The organism is Sulfurimonas sp., from assembly GCF_028714975.1.
GTDB lineage: Bacteria > Campylobacterota > Campylobacteria > Campylobacterales > Sulfurimonadaceae > Sulfurimonas.
This window is the reverse complement of record NZ_JAQTLH010000008.1, coordinates 24,171-41,868: the sequence shown is the minus strand read 5'-3', so window position 1 is coordinate 41,868 and position 17,698 is coordinate 24,171. Positions and strand designations below refer to the sequence as shown.

Annotated in this window: 12 protein-coding genes and 1 pseudogene; 6 read left to right on the top strand and 7 right to left on the bottom strand. The window is 33.7% G+C overall.

The features are described 5' to 3' along the window. Positions 1-30 precede the first annotated feature (30 nt). Positions 31-1,464: a cytochrome c oxidase accessory protein CcoG gene (gene ccoG / locus PHQ93_RS08030; protein ID WP_299942937.1), complete on the bottom strand. Its 1,434-nt coding sequence runs from the start codon at positions 1,462-1,464 to the stop codon at positions 31-33. 167 nt (positions 1,465-1,631) lie between these two features. Between ccoG and metH the strand changes: the two genes are divergently transcribed. After that, positions 1,632-5,123 (top strand): methionine synthase, encoded by a 3,492-nt coding sequence (gene metH / locus PHQ93_RS08025; protein WP_299942935.1) that lies wholly within the window; start codon positions 1,632-1,634, stop codon positions 5,121-5,123. Here the strand turns inward: metH and PHQ93_RS08020 are convergent, their stop codons facing one another. Both PHQ93_RS08020 and PHQ93_RS08015 read right to left on the bottom strand, forming a co-directional pair. After that, positions 5,124-5,396: a hypothetical protein gene (locus tag PHQ93_RS08020; protein WP_299943085.1), complete on the bottom strand. Its 273-nt coding sequence runs from the start codon at positions 5,394-5,396 to the stop codon at positions 5,124-5,126. It lies immediately after the preceding gene. A 42-nt stretch (positions 5,397-5,438) separates the two neighbouring features. Beyond that, a pseudogene (locus PHQ93_RS08015) lies at positions 5,439-5,513 on the bottom strand (ATP-binding protein); the annotation flags it as partial. Between the two features lie 173 nt (positions 5,514-5,686). On the opposite strand from PHQ93_RS08015, the gene PHQ93_RS08010 reads away from it, so the two are divergent. The 5 genes from PHQ93_RS08010 to PHQ93_RS07990 are packed head-to-tail and all read left to right on the top strand — an operon-like array spanning position 5,687 to position 11,564. Beyond that, positions 5,687-6,385 carry a TnsA endonuclease N-terminal domain-containing protein gene (locus PHQ93_RS08010; RefSeq protein WP_299942933.1) on the top strand — a complete coding sequence of 233 codons (699 nt, stop codon included), beginning with the start codon at positions 5,687-5,689 and terminating at the stop codon, positions 6,383-6,385. Further along, a complete protein-coding gene (locus tag PHQ93_RS08005; protein ID WP_299942931.1) occupies positions 6,382-8,271 on the top strand; it encodes a DDE-type integrase/transposase/recombinase in 1,890 nt (629 codons plus the stop codon). Before PHQ93_RS08010 ends, PHQ93_RS08005 begins: the two co-directional genes overlap by 4 nt. 8 nt (positions 8,272-8,279) lie before the next feature. Then, the gene (locus PHQ93_RS08000; RefSeq protein ID WP_299942929.1) at positions 8,280-9,188 is read left to right on the top strand and encodes a TniB family NTP-binding protein; all 909 of its coding nucleotides are present in this window, start codon (positions 8,280-8,282) and stop codon (positions 9,186-9,188) included. A 1-nt stretch (position 9,189) separates the two neighbouring features. Then, positions 9,190-10,272, top strand: coding sequence for a TniQ family protein (locus tag PHQ93_RS07995; protein ID WP_299942928.1), 1,083 nt, complete (start codon positions 9,190-9,192; stop codon positions 10,270-10,272). Then, positions 10,269-11,564, top strand: a complete 1,296-nt coding sequence (locus PHQ93_RS07990) for a hypothetical protein (RefSeq protein ID WP_299942926.1) — start codon at positions 10,269-10,271, stop codon at positions 11,562-11,564. The genes PHQ93_RS07995 and PHQ93_RS07990 overlap by 4 nt, the downstream gene beginning before the upstream one ends. Positions 11,565-11,599: 35 nt before the next feature. Here the strand turns inward: PHQ93_RS07990 and PHQ93_RS07985 are convergent, their stop codons facing one another. The 4 genes from PHQ93_RS07985 to PHQ93_RS07970 are packed head-to-tail and all read right to left on the bottom strand — an operon-like array spanning position 11,600 to position 17,697. Beyond that, a complete protein-coding gene (locus PHQ93_RS07985) occupies positions 11,600-13,333 on the bottom strand; it encodes a hypothetical protein (RefSeq protein WP_299942924.1) in 1,734 nt (577 codons plus the stop codon). Continuing rightward, positions 13,333-15,069: an AAA family ATPase gene (locus PHQ93_RS07980; RefSeq protein ID WP_299942922.1), complete on the bottom strand. Its 1,737-nt coding sequence runs from the start codon at positions 15,067-15,069 to the stop codon at positions 13,333-13,335. The genes PHQ93_RS07985 and PHQ93_RS07980 overlap by 1 nt, the downstream gene beginning before the upstream one ends. Further along, entirely contained in the window at positions 15,056-16,333 is a 1,278-nt protein-coding gene (locus tag PHQ93_RS07975) for a DNA adenine methylase (protein WP_299942920.1), read from the bottom strand. Before PHQ93_RS07975 ends, PHQ93_RS07980 begins: the two co-directional genes overlap by 14 nt. After that, positions 16,330-17,697 carry a DNA adenine methylase gene (locus PHQ93_RS07970; protein ID WP_299942918.1) on the bottom strand — a complete coding sequence of 456 codons (1,368 nt, stop codon included), beginning with the start codon at positions 17,695-17,697 and terminating at the stop codon, positions 16,330-16,332. The genes PHQ93_RS07975 and PHQ93_RS07970 overlap by 4 nt, the downstream gene beginning before the upstream one ends. Position 17,698 lies beyond the last annotated feature (1 nt).

Below are 17,698 nucleotides of genomic sequence, written 5' to 3'. Positions count from 1 at the left end.
AAGTCTATCGAATTGTTTTTTAAATGTAGATTATTTTATGTTTTTAATCACATCGGCTCTTGGATATACAAAAGTCGACTCTCTAAAAACAGTGATTTTATCCTCATGTCCAATAGCATAAGCACGGATTGTAATAGGGATAATCGTATCGTGTCTTGCGTCATCCGCCAATATGTCGTAAGTTCTAAGCACTACGATTTTTTTCTTTTTCACATCAGGAGTGACATCAAAAGGCTCAGTAGGCTTAAGTATCTCTATCTTTCCTTTTGCATCTTTTGGCAAAATAACTTCAAAGTAAAAATCCATCTTATCGTTTTGCGTATTTTGAAGTAAAAACTCATACGCATTATCAACCGCTACTTTGCCATCTTGAATTTTACTGACGGAATAGAGCCTGTTTTCTTTGTTTATATTTAAAAGCATATGCTCTTTTTTGCTTCCCATCATAACCATTCCGACGGTTAGAGCGACAAGCAAGAGAGCATACGCGATAACTTTAGGGCGGAAATATTGCGTTTTTCCTTTTTTATCGATTATCTCATAATCACTCGACCATGTAACAAGCGAAGGTTTGCCGAGTTTCCCCATAACGACCGTACATGCATCAACACACTCAAGACAGTTTATACACTCAAGTTGAAGCCCTTTTCGGATGTCAATATGTGTCGGACAGACGGTTACACAACTCTCACAGGCGGTACATTCAGCGTGCGGTTCAACCTTTTGAAGCTCGCTCTGTTTGGTAAACTGCTTGACTTTATGCTCATCGTAAATATGCCCGCCTCTGTTAGTATTGTAGAGTGCCATAACGGTGTTTTCATCATATAAAACTGACTGAACCCTTGAGTATGGGCAGACATAGATACAATACTCTTCTTGCAAAAAAACTATGTCATATATAAGAAAAAGTGCCGTAAAGAGAAGCGTTCCAAATAAAACAACATGCTCAAACGGGTCTAATAAATAGTTAAAAAAATCTTCCGGCGGAACAAAGTACCAAATCATATTTGCACTTGCGACAAGCGATAAAACTGTCCATATCAAAATAGCAACCGCTTTTTTGACTCTGTTTTCAGTCAAACTCATATCAGGTTCTTGCTGTTTGTTTTTTATCCGTTTTCTTAAACCTAAAAGTTTAGTCTCAATCAAATCACGGTAGATTACGCGAAATACCGTCTGAGGACAGATCCATCCGCAAAAAACACGCCCGCCGACAACCGTCATCCCAAAAATGCCTAAAAATAGTATCATCAGCAAAAACGGCAAAAGATATAACTCCTGCATATCAAACTGCACAAACGCAAGATGAAGCTTGAGTTTGTCAAAACTCAGTAGAAAAAAGTAACTCTCATTTATCTTTATCCAAGGCAAAACTAAAGCAAAAACCGTTGAAAAAGTAAAAAAGAGGTATCTCTTATATCTCCACGGAGTCGGCAATTTTATACCGACGCTATTCTCACTCATCCCCACTCCTCTGACACTTTTTTGACAAAATTATACCACAATCTTTTTTAATCTGTTATTATAATAATTATAATTATTTAATATCTCAACTACAAAATATCCAAAAGCCTCTTTTATGCTCAATTTTGATAAAATTAAGGTTATTTACATAACTAAGAAGAATTTTCATGACAACAAAAGAGTATATCTTAAAAACTATAAAAAATAGACCGTTGATTATAGACGGTGCTATGGGAACTCAGCTTCAACAACGGGATGAAAAAATATCAAAAGAGGCGTGGGAGGGCAATGAGGGGTGTAACGAACTTTTAAATGTTACCGCACCTGAAGTTTTAAGCGAGATTTTTCACGCTTATCTTGTCTCTGGTGCAGACCTCATCACGACCAACACATTTGGTTCATTCTCTTGGGTTTTAGATGAGTATGACATCGGACATCGTGCATATGAACTGACCAAAGCGGGAGCAAAACTTGCAAAAGATGAGTGTGAAAAGTTTTCCACGCTAGAGCATCCGCGTTTTTGTTTAGGCTCCATCGGACCGGGAACAAAACTCCCATCTTTAGGACATATAACTTACGATGAGATGTATGAGGGCTATACGGAGTTTTGTTTAGCGCTGATTGAGGGCGGAGTTGATATTTTCTTGCTTGAGACTTGTCAAGACCCACTTCAGATAAAAGCCGCTCTTCATGCGTGTGCTGAAGCTTGCAGGCAAAGAGGCGTAGAGATTCCCATCATGGTTTCGGTCACGATTGAGCTAAGCGGAACGATGCTTATCGGCACAGATGCCGCTACAATCGCGACCATTTTAGAGCCTTTTGACATCATCTCTCTTGGATTTAACTGCGGAACAGGACCCGAGCAGGTCGAAAAACATGTAAAAACTCTAAGCGAGATTTGGCATAAACCCATCAGTATTCACGCAAATGCCGGACTTCCGCAAAACCGCGGAGGCTACACATACTACCCGATGGGACCCGATGAGTTTGCCACGAAACAAGAAGAGTTTTTAAAGTATGACGGAGTTAGTTTTTTAGGCGGATGCTGCGGAACAACACCTCAACATATCCGTGCTCTTGTAAATCGGGTAAGTTCTACCGCTCCAAAAGAGCCATCAGGAAGCCAGCCGAACTCTCTTGCCTCACTATTTAACACGGTTTCACTTACTCAAGAATCATCCGTTTTGCTTGTCGGAGAGAGAAGCAACGCAACGGGTTCAAAAGCATTTCGTGAACTTCTACTTGCTGAAGATTATGAGGGAACACTTAGCGTTGCGCAACAGCAGGTAAGAGTCGGCGCGCATGTGCTCGATGTAAGCGTGGGTTTTGCAGGGCGCGATGAGACAAAAGATATGAATCGCGTTATGGCTCTTTACGCTCAAAAGATAGCACTTCCTCTTATGCCCGACTCTACGCAAACCCCTGCACTCGAAGAGGCACTTAAGCAAATTGGCGGCAAACCTATCATAAACTCCGTAAATCTTGAAGACGGGATAGAGAAGTTTGACAAAGTTTGTGCCCTAGCTAAAAAATTTGGAGCCGCACTTGTTTGTCTGACCATCGATGAGATAGGTATGGCAAAAACGGTTGAACGAAAACTTGAAGTTGCCGAACGCATCTACGAACTTGCCACCAAAAAACATGGCATAAAACCGCAGGATTTGGTTTTCGACCTGCTCACTTTTACCCTTGGAAGCGGGGATGAAGAGTATGTTGATGCAGGCATAAGCACCATAGAAGCCATAAGAAAACTCCGCACTAGACACCCTGAAGTAGGAACTATTTTAGGACTCTCTAATATCTCTTTCGGACTAGATAAAGATGCAAGACCATACCTTAACTCTATGTTTTTACACCACTGCATACAAGCCGGTTTAACAAGCGTCATCATCAATGTGCAGCACATCATCCCCATAAATAAAATCAGCGAAATAGACCAAGAGATATGCGACAACCTCATCTTTAACCGCAAACCAAAGGGAGCAGCTCTTTTTGAGTTTATCGAGCACTTCAGCACAAAAGAAGCGATTGACACGACAAAAGTAGACGAAGCATACCTTGCGATGAGCGATGAAGAGAAAATCGCAAAACTTTTAATGGACGGCGACAAAGATAGAATGATTCCTTTAGTTGAAGAGGCAAGGCACTCCATTGCGCCTGAGAAAATCGTAAATGAGATTTTAATAAACGCTATGAAAGTTGTCGGAGAGCTTTTTGGTCGAGGAGAGATGCAGCTCCCTTTTGTTCTTCAAAGTGCCGAAACCATGAAAAAAACGGTAGATTATCTAAACCCTTACTTGCCTAAAATTGATAAAAAAGTAGATACTACGCTCATTTTAGGAACCGTAAAAGGGGATGTTCACGATGTCGGCAAAAATCTAGTAGATATCATCCTCTCAAACAACGGCTTTAAAGTTATAAATCTCGGCATAAAAGTTGATATAGAAGCGTTTATAAAAACCTTAAAAGAGTCAAATGCAAGTGCAATCGGCATGAGCGGGCTTTTGGTAAAATCAACTCAAGTTATGAAAGAAAACCTTGAAGCACTTCAAAAAGAGGGTATAAAAATCCCCGTGCTTCTCGGCGGTGCGGCACTTACACGCCCGTTTATAGATGATTTTTGCCGCCCTATTTACGATGGACCGATATTTTACTGCAAAGATGCATTTGACGGCGTAACTGCCATGAGCCGTATTGAGGCAGGAAATTTTGATACCGACCTGCACGGCAAAGAGGGCGAAGAGAAGATTATTAAAATTAAAGAAGAGATAATTATCCCTCCATTTTCAGAGCTTAAAATGCCATCTCGAGATGTCAAAGTTCCTACTCCGCCGTTTTGGGGCAGAAGAGAATTAAAACTCACACCGTCACAAATTGAGATGGCGTTTAAGTGGCTAAACCATAAGCTTCTCTTTAAGGCTCGTTGGGGTTACAGCTCAAAAGGATTAACAAAAGAGGCTTACGAAAAACAGTTAAAAGAAGTTGTGCAACCCGCTTATGAGAAACTCAAAAAACGCTTTATCGAAGAGAAACTATTTGAACCGACTATTATCTACGGCTACTGGCCATGCAGAAGTGACGATGACACGCTTTTGATTTTTGATGAGAGCGAAGGCTACAACAGTGAGAGCGAAATAAACCACGAACCACTTTATGAAATCATAGGCAGAGCAAAGGAGAAGTTTACATTTCCTCGCCAGTCAAAACAACCGCACCGCGCACTCAGCGACTTTTTTCATAGGGACAGACACGATGTGGTAGCGTTTACCTGTGTGAGTGCGGGGGCAAAACTAAGTGATGTTGAGAGAGAGATTTACGCGATGGGAGATTATGCCGAGTATTACCGATTTCACGGGCTAGGAGTCGAACTTGCCGAAGCTTTAGCGGAGATTGCACATAAACAGATACGGCTAGATCTGGGCATCGCAAAAGATGAGGGAAACAGACTAAGCGATGTAAAAATGTCTGCGTATGAGGGATGCCGCTACTCTTTTGGATACGCCGCATGTCCAAACTTAGAGCTAAATCGCCCTCTATTTAATCTTTTAAAGCCTGAAGAGTTTGGCATAGAATTAAGCGAAACATTTCAAATCCATCCTGAACAGTCAACCTCTGCTCTTGTAGTTTATCATCCGAGTGCTAGTTACTATAATGTGTAGCTACCGCCGTCTATAACTCAAAGCCTCAAGAAGATGCGGTTTTTGGATGATTTCGCTCTCATCCAAATCCGCAATTGTTCGAGCGACTTTTTGAATCTTTTTTATGCTTCTAAAAGATAGCGCAAATTTATGAACTGCCATATCCAAAACAGCTTTAGCTTCATCACTTAAAACACAAAACTTCTCTATCTCGGCATCGCTGAGTTTTGCCGTAAAACTCTTTTGCCCTCTAAGCTTTACTCTTTTATGAACCTCTATAACCTTTTTATGCATCTCTCTTGAGCTTATGGTTGCTTTATCGTTTGGATTTACATATTGCATAACGACGCACAGATCTATCCTCTCCAAAAATGGATCCGAGAGTCTGTTTTTATATCTATGCACATCAAGTTCGCTGCATCTGTGACATTTCCATTAAAAATTGCTACAATTTAACACTAAAGAAGGACTAAAATAATGAAAATTCCAATAAAAGTTACTAAAAATTCCTTTGAACAATGCTACAACATTGTCATTTACCATTATACTATGCTACAAACTTACCAATTCAAGGAAAACAGAGTATGAAAATCTCAACAAAAAATAGAAAGATAGGCTACACATACGGAAGCGTATCAGGGCACTTTGCTTTTCGTAAAGAAAAAAGTATTGCTTTTGAATCTACTCTTGAAAGAGATTTACTTACATTATTAGAATTCAATGATAGTGTCAGTGATGTGGTTGAACAGCCAGTTACTATTGAATATACCAATGAAAACGGTAGAGATGTAACATACACTCCTGACTTTCTCGTATTCTTCAACGAGCCAGATGCTGACCTATTACGTATGCAACGCAAACCTCTACTTATAGAGGTTAAACCACGGGATAGACTTATTAAAGATTGGAAAAAATTAAAAAAGAAATTTCAAGTTGGAATTCAATACGCTCATGCTAATGACATGATCTTTAAAGTCTATGATGAAAGCAGAATTAGAAATATGTATTTAAAAAATATACAATTTTTGAAAAGATACAAAAGGCTTACATATAATAGGGAAGACACTATGAACATTCTATCTCTTGTTCATTCCAATGGTAGTCTCTCTGTTGAACATGTATTAGAACATCTTTTTGCTACACAGGAACAAAAGGGAATAGCGTTAGGGCAGATATGGAATATGGTAGCACATAGACAACTATTGTGTTCAATGGAGACAGCTTTAAATATTAAAACATTAGTTTGGATTAATGAAGAAATAGAGATGGGAGAAGTGATATGACACAAGAAGTTCAAAAGTCTGTTAAGCTAGATAGGAGCAGTCTTAAGATTGCAGAAAATGAGTTTGTTGAATACAAAAAAGAGATATTTAAAATCTCTAGCATTATTGATTTTCATGAGGTTGTTGGAATAAATATTGAGACTAAGCGCCCAAAGAGATTAGAAATTAAATATTTGAAGCCGATTACTCCTGAAAATATTGAGATGAATCCAGCGATATACAAAGATATTGACGAATACTCAGATGAAGAATTTAAAGAGATACAGCAAAAATATAGTGCAATTCAACCTTTACTCTCCAATGATATTTCTCGGGAGGAGATTGAACAACATGCTGAGAAAATAGGTGTTCACTTTACAACACTTTATAGATGGCTAAGAAAATATAAATCAACAGGTACTCTTACTGGACTTTTACCAAAACCGTCCGGAAGAAAAAAAGGTGAGACTCGATTAGACTTTATGACAGAAGACGTAACGCAAGAAGTCATAAATAATTACTATCTTACAAGACAAAGACCGTCTGTTCAATCCGTAATAAATAAGATAAATATTGAATGTAAAAACAGAGGCATTATAGCACCAAGTAAAAATACAATCAGAAATAGAATTCATAAGCTCTCTGAGTATGACATACTTAAAAAACAGGGCAACCGTTCAATCGCCAGAACAAAATTTGAACCAGTTCCCGGGAGTTTTGAAGCTGAATATCCAATGCAGCTTATTCAAATAGATCATACTCCTGTAGATTTGATTCTAGTTGATGATGATACGAGAGAACCCATAGGCAGACCATATATTACTGTTGCTATTGATGTATACAGCAGAATGATAGTCGGGTACTATCTTACTCTCAGCCCTCCTAGTAGCACATCCGTTGCACTATGCATAACTAATACAGTCCTCTCTAAAGAAAAAACACTGCTAGAGCTTGATATAGAAGCAGATTGGAATGTGTGGGGCTTTCCAGAGACAATACATGTTGATAACGGAGCTGACTTTAGAGCCGAAGCTTTAAGAACAGCAGGTCTTGCACATGGAATCAATATTGAGTTTAGACCTGTTGGAAAATCAAACTTCGGAGGTCATGTTGAGAGGGTCATCGGCACATTAATGAAAGCAGCTCATGAAATACCCGGAACTACTTTCTCTAGTATTCATGAACGCCAAGAATATGATTCAAACAAAAACTCATCTATGACATTTAAAGAGTTTGAGAAATGGCTTGTTACTTTTATTACAAAAATCTATCATAAAAGAAAACATGAAGGAATTGGAATGTCTCCTGAACAATTATGGGAGAAAGGTATATTTGGAGAAGAGTCTTCTGTTGGGTTACTTCCTAAGCCTACAGATTCAGTGAGTGTAACAATAGACTTTTTACCAATTTTTCATAGAACGATTCAAAAAAACGGAGTAAATATTGAAGGGCTAAATTACTATGACCATCTTTTGCGCTCAAAAATAAATATGATGGAGGAAGGGACAAATAGAAAGAAAAAATTCATCTTTAAAAGAGATCCTAGGGATATTAAATATGTCTGGTTCTACGATAATGTTCTTCAAGAGTATTTTAAAATTAATGTTGCTGACCAGAATATGCCTAATATGACACTGTGGGAATATGAGCTTATTAGAAAAAAACTTCACGAAGACGGTACAACACAAATAAATACTGCACAAATCATTGAGGCACATGAAGAACTGCATAAGCAGATTGAAGACTCTACCAATAGAACCAAAAAAGCAAGACGACTGAAGCAGAGATTAAAAAATAAAGACACCGAGATTAGTACGACGCAAGAGATATTAGCTACAAAACCTCTACCTGCTAATAGCTATGTTGACGAAGCTATATGGGATGATGATATCCCGGATTTTGATTAGGATTAATAATGGAAAATTTATACACACATTTAAATGAAGAGTGTCAAGAGATAATACGTCTTTCCAAAGAAGAGAGAGTTCATCATTTATACAAAGAGATCCTAATTGAATATCCTAAGATAAAAGAGATTCATAGACTTTTAAAACAGATGATGGATAGACCTAAAAAAGCACGGACTCAGAACTTGCTTATCACCGGTGAGTCCAATATCGGAAAAACTTCTGTTGTGTCCTCTTTTGAGAAGATGCATTCAAGTTATACAATTGAAGATGAGCAAAAAATGACAACTATTGTGCGACCTGTCATATTAGCACTTGCTTCTGATAATGCAGATGTAAAAGATTTATATATCTCAGTTTTAGAAGCATTTTGGACACCATTTAATCCTGCTGACTCACTTGCAAAACTTAGACACCAAATGTTTCACTTGCTTCAGGAGTGTAATGTAAAGATGCTTATTATAGATGAGATACACCATTATTTAAGAGGTACTCCAAAGCAGCAAAGAAATGTAATGGATGCACTCAAAAATATTGGTAATAAACTTATGATACCAATTGTCTGTGTCGGATTAAAAGAAGCGACTCTCATATTAACATCAGATCCACAACTAAGCAGTAGATTCGATAGTATAAAGCTAACAAAATGGGAACTAGATAGGAACTTTAGAGGACTGCTCCAATCATTTGAAAAGAGGATACCTCTTAAAAAAGCGTCATACTTGGCTGATAAAGAAAAGGCGACTTTGCTGTACACAATTTCTCAGGGAAATTTGGGGAATTTGCATAGATTATTAACAGAATGTGCAACTTATGCAATAGAGAGTGGTGTAGAAGAAATTACCATGAATATAATCAACCAATTTAAATGGGTAAAACCTACAAGTACCCTCACGCCAAGAGAAGTACCTATTTAAAATGAACTTTGCAATAGAGGTTCATCCGCATGAAGATGAAACACTCACATCGTGGGTTATAAGAAATGCTATTGCCAATGGTTCTGATCCTAGGAGTTTTGCAATCGCTGCCTTTAAAAAAGATAGCACATGGTATCGAGATATAGACAGATATATCCCATATGAAAAGGTGGTGCAACTAAGTCTGCTGTGCTCGTTGTCTCAAGAAGGGATTAGAGCTCTTACTTTAGAGTCACTTATCCAGAATCTTTCTCACAAGACTCATAAAGACAACCCCTACTCAAAATGGCAGCTCATAACACCAATAGGACTCAAAGGTGCGATTCGTACAAATGGATTTTACTTTTGTCCTAAATGTCTTGTTATGGATGATGCATATTTAAAAAAGCAGTGGAAGTTGGCATGGGTTGTCGCTTGCCCTATCCACAAAAATCTTCTGCTACTCAGTTGTGAAAATTGCGGACAAGTATTTTCACCACATAAAATTACATATGAGAATCCCTATCTTTGTTATTGCACAAACTGTGGCTTTAACTTAAGCGCTTCAACTACTGAATATGTCAATCAAGAGGTTTTGGTATTTCAAGAGCAGTTGTCCCAAGTTGCATTCAAAGACGATTTCATGGAAATAGACTTTCCACTTATTGAGAACAATAGAAAAGATCTATTTTTGACACTCACGCTTTTCTTGTCGTTATTTGTGCACATGAATCAAAAAGAGAAATTTGCTGGAATTTTCAAGTATCTAAACATGAATGATAAACACGCTTTCAGAACTTCAAACAACACTACATTTGCTCGAATGCATATTAAAGACAAAGAACATCTACTCTTCATTATATCAAATCTCTTTAAGTTATCACTAAATGAGATAGTCACTCTGCTAAGAGACTCAGAAATGGCTCAAAATGGTTTTAAAAGAACCTTCAGGAATCTCTCACCGACAGCAGAATATATTTTTAATCGTCTTGATACCAAAAAAATATTTAAGCCTTCAAGAAGTCTATCAAGAGAGATTGTTCCAAAAAGCAAAGAAGAAGTAGAGAGATTGTTTGATGAGATTAGAGAGTACATAAAGATATGAAAACTCCAACTACCCCATGTTTACGATGTGAAAAGACAAACTATGTAATCGGAAAAACACTAGAAACCGGTACAGTCTGTAAATCTTGTGCAAAATATTTTCAAATATATGAAAGTTGTTCCACATGCGGAGATAATATGTATCCCACTTCCAACAGAACTCTTCCTAATAGCGAAGTCAGATTGCTGTGTGATAAATGCTACTCTGGGCACCTTCCTGTTTGCCATAGTTGCGGATACAGAAGAAAAACACTTACTTTTATTTTAGAACAAAAGCCTTTGTGTAAATTTTGCTCTATCGAGAGGACGAGAAAATGCATAAAATGTAAAAAAGAGTTTCCTGCTGGGCAAGGGAGAACATGTCAAGCATGTCATTACCGGCAAACTCTTGATAAGAAAGTAGCCTTTATTGCGAACTCTTTTACCCATCTAAGTGAATGTTTTGTGGATTTTTCAAAGTGGCTAAACAATCGAAGAGGCTTGCTTTTTGCAGCAACGTATATTCAAAACTATCAATTATATTTCTATCAAATTGATAAATTGTACGAGGAACTGAAACAGATGCCTAGCTATGAGATTTTACTCAGTAGATTTAGGTTTGCAACTGGTAAGAAGTATTTTCTGATCCATACTTTCTTAGATGAACAGCATCTTATTAAAATGGATGGAAATATTACAGAGAAGTACTCAAACTTTAATCTAATAGAGAAGCAGCTAGAAAGATTTAATTCACGTAGCTACAAACATAAGTTAATCCACAAATATTATCAATATTTATGTACGAAACTTCAAAACCAACAAATTACTCTGAGATCTATCCGTCTTGCTTTAACTCCTGCAATAAAGTTCTTACAATACTGTGAAAACTTCCAAGAAAATAAGCCTACGATGAAAGCTTTAGAAGGATATCTTTGGCTATATTCAGGACAGAGGGCGACTATTACAGAATTTATTAATTTTCTCACCAATGAATTTGCGTATAGCTTGCAAATTACGAAAATACCAAAAGCTAGGCTAAAAAGACCAAGTATATCACATCAAATATTACGAGCTAGAGTTATAAAATTGATGCAAAATCCTCAATTAATTGATAAAAAAGCATCTTATTTTTATACAGCCATTTTTGGTTATTTACATTGGATTTCGATACCGATTAATGTATTTATTGCCTATGATAACTTTCATTTTAATAGAAATGGGGATTGTTATATCAGAATGTGTGGACATATATTCAACATACCTGAAAAGGTATACGCTGTTATTGCTGAACTAAACCATAAGAAAGCAAAATGACATTATGATCTGTCAACCCTATTTTTGAAAGCGAATTATTGAAATTCAAATTTTGTTAGTTTGATTTTTATATCACTTGAATCGCAGTATTCAATTGATGCGGGTTCTCTTGAGGATGTTCTTGCTTTAAGAACAATATCATCTTTGTGTATTGCAAAAATCACTCTATTAGGGAATGACTTAGACCTGTAGATTTTTCCAATAAGTAACCTAAACTCTTTATTAACAAACCCCTCAAGCTCAGCTACATCAATAAAATCATATTTATAAAAATCAAAATTACGTTGTTTATTAAAGTAACGAACAAAATTGCTTCTAAATTCACTTCTCGTAGAGCTTTTAAAGTTTTTTAACAATGAAATATCTTTTTTAGTATATGCACTTAGTACAAAAAGAAAATTAATATTATAATAATGCACATACAATGAATCCCTATCAAATAATCTATCTTTGTAGTGGTAGGAATGTTCAATTTTTTTATTATTATTATCTTGTTGTAAATGATGATTTTCAAAATCATTTAAATCTCCAATTACTCCTTGAATAAAGAAATTTGGTGTAATATTATATCCTTCCGTTATCTCATCTCTATAGCTTAGAGTCTCGTTTATTTTTTTCTTTTCATTCAGTAAATCAATATTAAATTGAATTACATTTTTTGCATATGTAAATTGTTTATATATGGAATTTTCTTGTAAGCTATTATTAGTCTTATAATACTTTGAGTCACCTATATAATAGATGCTTTCATCACAATCAATTAGTGAGTTGTATTCAAATAAATGATCTATTTCTTTACCATCTTTTTGGGATTTTAATTTGTTTAATGATACACCTTTACTCGTTTTTTTTTCTTTTACATTATCGGAGAATAACTTATCTATCATATCCTCAAAAACCCAGTGATATTGTTTTACCATTACATAGTCTTCTCTTCTATTTTTAACAGATGCTACGTTATATTTAGAGAAGTAAATTTGAAGAAGATTATATATTTTTACTAATTCATCGGAAAAATATTTATACCTAATTTTTTTTAATATTTTTGGCGCTCTTTTAGACATGTTATCAAATGATGCACCTTTATATATAGCAAATGCTTTATCTATTGTTATATTAAAATGAAATTCTTTTTTTAAATGATAAAGCACGGAATAGTAAATTAATAAAAGTTCTTCTTCATTATCTTTTTCTTTTTTCTTATTTCTTGTTCTATTGTATATAGGCTCATTATTATCTGTAAAAAATTGAGAGTTTTTTCTAATAGTTTTATTCCATTTTACAGACTTATGTTTCTGAGACTCATATTCTTTTAACCTGTATATGATTGTATTTTGATGTTTTTTATAAAAATTAATAACACTTAAAGATATATCCAAATAAGAGAACTCATATTTACCTATTGTTGTATTTAACTGAAGGACATCTTCTCTAGCTAATAGTATTTCACTATAACGATTTTTATATTCTATTAAACTTTTATAAAAAACTACTAAAAATCTACGTATCCAGTTTAACTCTGTTATGTCAGTAATTATTTCAGAAATTGGATTTAAAGCAAGATCATTTTTATGATACTTATTTAGGACTAAGCAATCTTTATTAATAAATACTTTTGGCAATAGATAAATTAATTCATTATTTTTACTATGGAAATATCCTACCTGCTCAATAGTTCCTTTATCATTATTCTTTGAATGAAATTTGTCACCGAGAAGAGATTCTAATAGAGCTAGATCATAAGACTCTCCTTCAATGAATACTCTCATTAAATTGGTTCCACGGATAGTACTTCATTAAATAGATACTTTAATATTGGAATACGATATCTAGCTTCACCTTCAAAATATTTTTCGAAAGTAATCACTTTTTTATCTGTTTCTATACCAAATTCACTAGCTTTATCATCAGTAACTTTAAAAATATTATGCTCATCTTCATCTTTGAAAATATCATTCCATAGGTAAAAGATAACTTTATTGACGATAGTCTCAATATCAATGATGTTTCCTTGTTTTGGTGTAACAAACCAATTACCTATTTGTTTATCTTGACTTTCTGTTGCATTGAAAATTTCTTTATTTATTTTTTCCAAAAATGTTAGCCATTTATAATTTAATCCATCTAATTCAATTAAATAATCTTTTGAAACATCATTGCAATCTTCCTCATACTTAATTGGCACATATACCCAATTCCATCTTCTTTTAAAAGCACTATCCATGGGAAATAGTGATTGATCAGAAGTATTCATTGTTGCAATTAGATTTAAATTTGGAGGCAATGATATTTGACCATCTAATATACCTTTATGCTCTATTCCTAATTCACTTTGAAGATATTTTTTAAAATCTTCATCCGCTGTAACATTATAATCAGGGTTTCTATCTAATAACTGAAATAAATCTCCAAAAATCTCAGCACAATTTCCTCTATTGATTTCTTCAATTTGTAAGAAATATTCATTTTCTAAATTTTGCCATGCTGAAACATAAATTTTTGCAAAAGGCTGAGGTATAAATTCATAAGAAATTTTTTCATTTTTCATTGTTGGTTTATAGCTTCCAACAAAAGAATGATAATCATACTCTGGATGGAAAGTAACTATTTCAACTCTCTTTGGATTGATTAACCTATGTGGTTTTGTGATTTTATTTACTTCATAAGATTTACCGGTACCAGGAGGACCATAATATATTTTATTACTTGCATTGACAAATGGTTTTATATTTTCATTTATTTCTATTAATTTATCTTTACATATCTGACTCATTGTTAAAGAGCTAATAAAATCAATTCTATCAGCTTCATCTTTAGAGATTATTTCATAAGCAATACATATATTTGAACGACCTTCTCTCCCCGTATATGTATTAATAGTGCTTTCATATTTATCTACAGCAGTATCTACTGCTGGGTCTATATAGTAATTCTTTATTAAGTTCCAGTCAATATTGGCATCAAAATATGCTTGACTTATTTTCAAGCTAGTTATTACATTAAAAGGATTGTATCCATTACTATATTTATCAAAATATGAGAACAAATATAAGTAGCTTTTGTTTGTTACTAAAAAATTATACTCAAATAATTTTCGTAGATTTAGCCATCGATTATAGTATGTAAGATATTGTTTATCACCAATAGAAATAGCATTATTTACTAATAATAAACACCGATGGATTTCATAATCATCATCCCCTGCTGGAATACCAAAAGCGTCCCATTTATCAATTGTCATTTGACCTAATATGGTAAATATCGTCTCATCTATAAAAAATCCTGCTGTTGCAAGATCGCTTTTTGCTTGTGATTCTCTACCTGATGGATTAAAAACACCAGTATTATTAAGTTCAGAAAGCCATGTATGAGCGTTATTAAATTTACGCATTGAAGATCCAAAAGGATCTAATTTAAATTCTCCTTGCGGTAAAGTTCCTCCGCTTCCTGTTGCAATTATCCATTCTTTAAAGGCCGTGCTATTTAAAATATCAAACCATCTCATCTTTCATCCTTTTTTTAACTATATACAATAACTCATTAACTTCTAGAGCTTTATGTCCACCATAACTTTGGTAATTTTTTCTTTTTATAGGTTTTATTTTTAGAGAGTTAGATTCAAATAAGTCTGTTTGAAAAAACTGCTCTAATTCATTTAGAATAGTTCCTTTATCTCCTGCAGTAGCAGATTTATGATTTCTACCATTAAAATAACTCATAACAATCCATTCCGTATCAGCATTTTCAATTAGTTTTTGTAATGATGAAATAAATTCAGAATTTTTACAGAAAGATGAAATAAAATTCTTATCCATATTTTGCCCTCTTACATATTTAACTTCATTGAAGTATTTATTTAAATCTGGAATTTCACAATAATCACAAATTAAGTTAAGCATAAAATAATATGATGTGTATTGTCTAAAATTATACGGAGGGTCTATATATAAAAGTTTATGTGATGGAACCTCTTTTATAAACTCCATTGAATCACGTTCTTTACCTAGAATATGTCCATCAATATCAGATAAAATATTGTCAAATTTAGGAGCTCTTAATTCTAATTTTTTAAAGGCCCTAGAATCATATTTAGTTCTTGGAAAATCATGGAATGTGCCTTGTGTATTACTAACTTTTTCTACCGATTCTGAAATAGTGGATAAAAGAAGATAATATAGATCATCTAGTAATAAATTATTTTTATGCCACTCTCTAATTTTATTTAAATATAAATCAATTTTAGAACCATTTGATGGAGTGAAAAACTTTCGATTACCTTCGCTACCTCTTTGACTCACGAACTTACTATATTTTCCTTCTTCTGTGTAATAATCAAAAAAGAAACTCTTTCTATGTTCAGGATCAATATCTTTCTCAGAAATTGAATCCAGATAAGTTAATAAGACTATTAAATCTACGTAGCTGTTTTCTTCTTTCTTATCATTCAAAAAATTATAACCAACACCCTTTTCTATCAATTTTACTTTTGCAATCGCATTTTCTGCATATAAGTTATAATCAATTCCCAAACTTTCAAAATCTATTTTCGGAATATTATTAGCAATTAAATGACTTCTACCAAAACAATATGAAAAACGATTAATATCATTAGAAATAACTCTGTATCCACTTTTTTTCAGATTTATAGATACAGACAAGGTCCCAGAAAAAATATCACAAACATAATCTCCTTTATTACATAACTTATCAACTTCTTTCATAATATGATTTATTATTGATGATTTGTTTCCTAGGTATCTTTCTATCACTTTAATTTCCTGCTGTAAACAATTAGTATTTCCTTGTCATCTTTGTTTTTATCAACAAATTTTGATTTATTCAATTGTCGATACTCGAAATCAAATTCAATTTTTAATGAAGTATAATCAGGAATAATATCTTTTTGCAATCTATCTAAAGAATTAAAATCTATCATTCTATCATTACCGGTTGAACTATTTTTTGATTCAGAGTAGCTTAAAATAAGTACAGAATCAAGTTTTTTTGTCAATAAAAAAAGATCTTTAAAAGCATCCTTTACTTTATTTTTAGAGCAAAAATTAGATTTGTATTTATTGTTAGGGTATATCCCTTTAGTTATAGATCCTTTATGTACTTGAAGGCTTGGAATTTTATACTCAATAATTATTTCAGGAATATGATAAAATCTCGAATATTGCTGTGCTGTATAAGGTGGATCTGCATAAATTATATCAATAACTGGCAAGTCAAAATCACTTTTTAAAAGCTCTTCCATTGACTTATTCAACGCAATATTCTTATCACAATGAGAAGTATTTTTAGAATATTGAATAAAACTGGTTACAGTTTCTTTAAATAGCTCTACTACACTATATGATCTATCTATAATTAATCTTTTGTTTAACACTGGGGTATTAATTATTCCTGTAGCCTTAACAGGTTGAGCAAAATGCTTACCAGCCGAAAAAACAATTTTTGAGACTACAGTTAAAAGGCATGTTAAAAACATATTGTACTGCCAATTGCTTATTTCTCCTTGGCGTTTTTCTTGTTCAATCATTGTCCTTAAAAAGTCAATATCTAAAGATTGTTTAATACCAAAATAAGAACCAGCATAATGCAATGTCGTAATTGGTCCAATTTCAAATCCTGGTTTATCTATATTTTTTTTAAACCTATGGTGTAGCTTTTGAATTTCAATTGTTTCTTTTCTATTAATATTCCAAATAAGAGGAAAGGCAGCATATAATGATAATAATTCACTAATATTTTTGGAATCAAGTAGCTTTTCTTCTTTGTTTGTGAATTTTTTAAAAGTATTATAATATTTATATTCTTCATGATTTGAAATTAATTTATCTAACTTGTCTAAAGATGAAATCAAATCTTTTTCTTCTAAATTAATTTGTAATGTTGCATTTGCAAAAGCTTTGCTAAATTGCTGTATATCATTAGATATTGTTTTTTTACCAATACTGCTGAATGCTTGAGAAACTGTTGTTGATCCAGCAAATAAATCTAGTATATAGCCATTTTTGGAATAAAGAATACTCTGCTCAATAATTTTAGTGATTGACCTATGTTTTGAGCCTAAATACTGCATTGTTTTAAAAATTGAGTAATCATTCTGTTGAATTGATTTTTTTATCATC

Coding starts and splice junctions, on each gene's coding strand:
- PHQ93_RS07970 (WP_299942918.1), bottom strand. CDS start 17,697: ATGATAAAAAAATCAATTCAACAGAATGATTACTCAATTTTTAAAACA.
- PHQ93_RS08005 (WP_299942931.1), top strand. CDS start 6,382: ATGACACAAGAAGTTCAAAAGTCTGTTAAGCTAGATAGGAGCAGTCTT.
- PHQ93_RS08000 (WP_299942929.1), top strand. CDS start 8,280: ATGGAAAATTTATACACACATTTAAATGAAGAGTGTCAAGAGATAATA.
- PHQ93_RS07990 (WP_299942926.1), top strand. CDS start 10,269: ATGAAAACTCCAACTACCCCATGTTTACGATGTGAAAAGACAAACTAT.
- metH (WP_299942935.1), top strand. CDS start 1,632: ATGACAACAAAAGAGTATATCTTAAAAACTATAAAAAATAGACCGTTG.
- PHQ93_RS08010 (WP_299942933.1), top strand. CDS start 5,687: ATGAAAATCTCAACAAAAAATAGAAAGATAGGCTACACATACGGAAGC.
- PHQ93_RS07980 (WP_299942922.1), bottom strand. CDS start 15,069: ATGAGATGGTTTGATATTTTAAATAGCACGGCCTTTAAAGAATGGATA.
- PHQ93_RS08020 (WP_299943085.1), bottom strand. CDS start 5,396: ATGCATAAAAAGGTTATAGAGGTTCATAAAAGAGTAAAGCTTAGAGGG.
- PHQ93_RS07985 (WP_299942924.1), bottom strand. CDS start 13,333: ATGAGAGTATTCATTGAAGGAGAGTCTTATGATCTAGCTCTATTAGAA.
- ccoG (WP_299942937.1), bottom strand. CDS start 1,464: ATGAGTGAGAATAGCGTCGGTATAAAATTGCCGACTCCGTGGAGATAT.
- PHQ93_RS07995 (WP_299942928.1), top strand. CDS start 9,190: ATGAACTTTGCAATAGAGGTTCATCCGCATGAAGATGAAACACTCACA.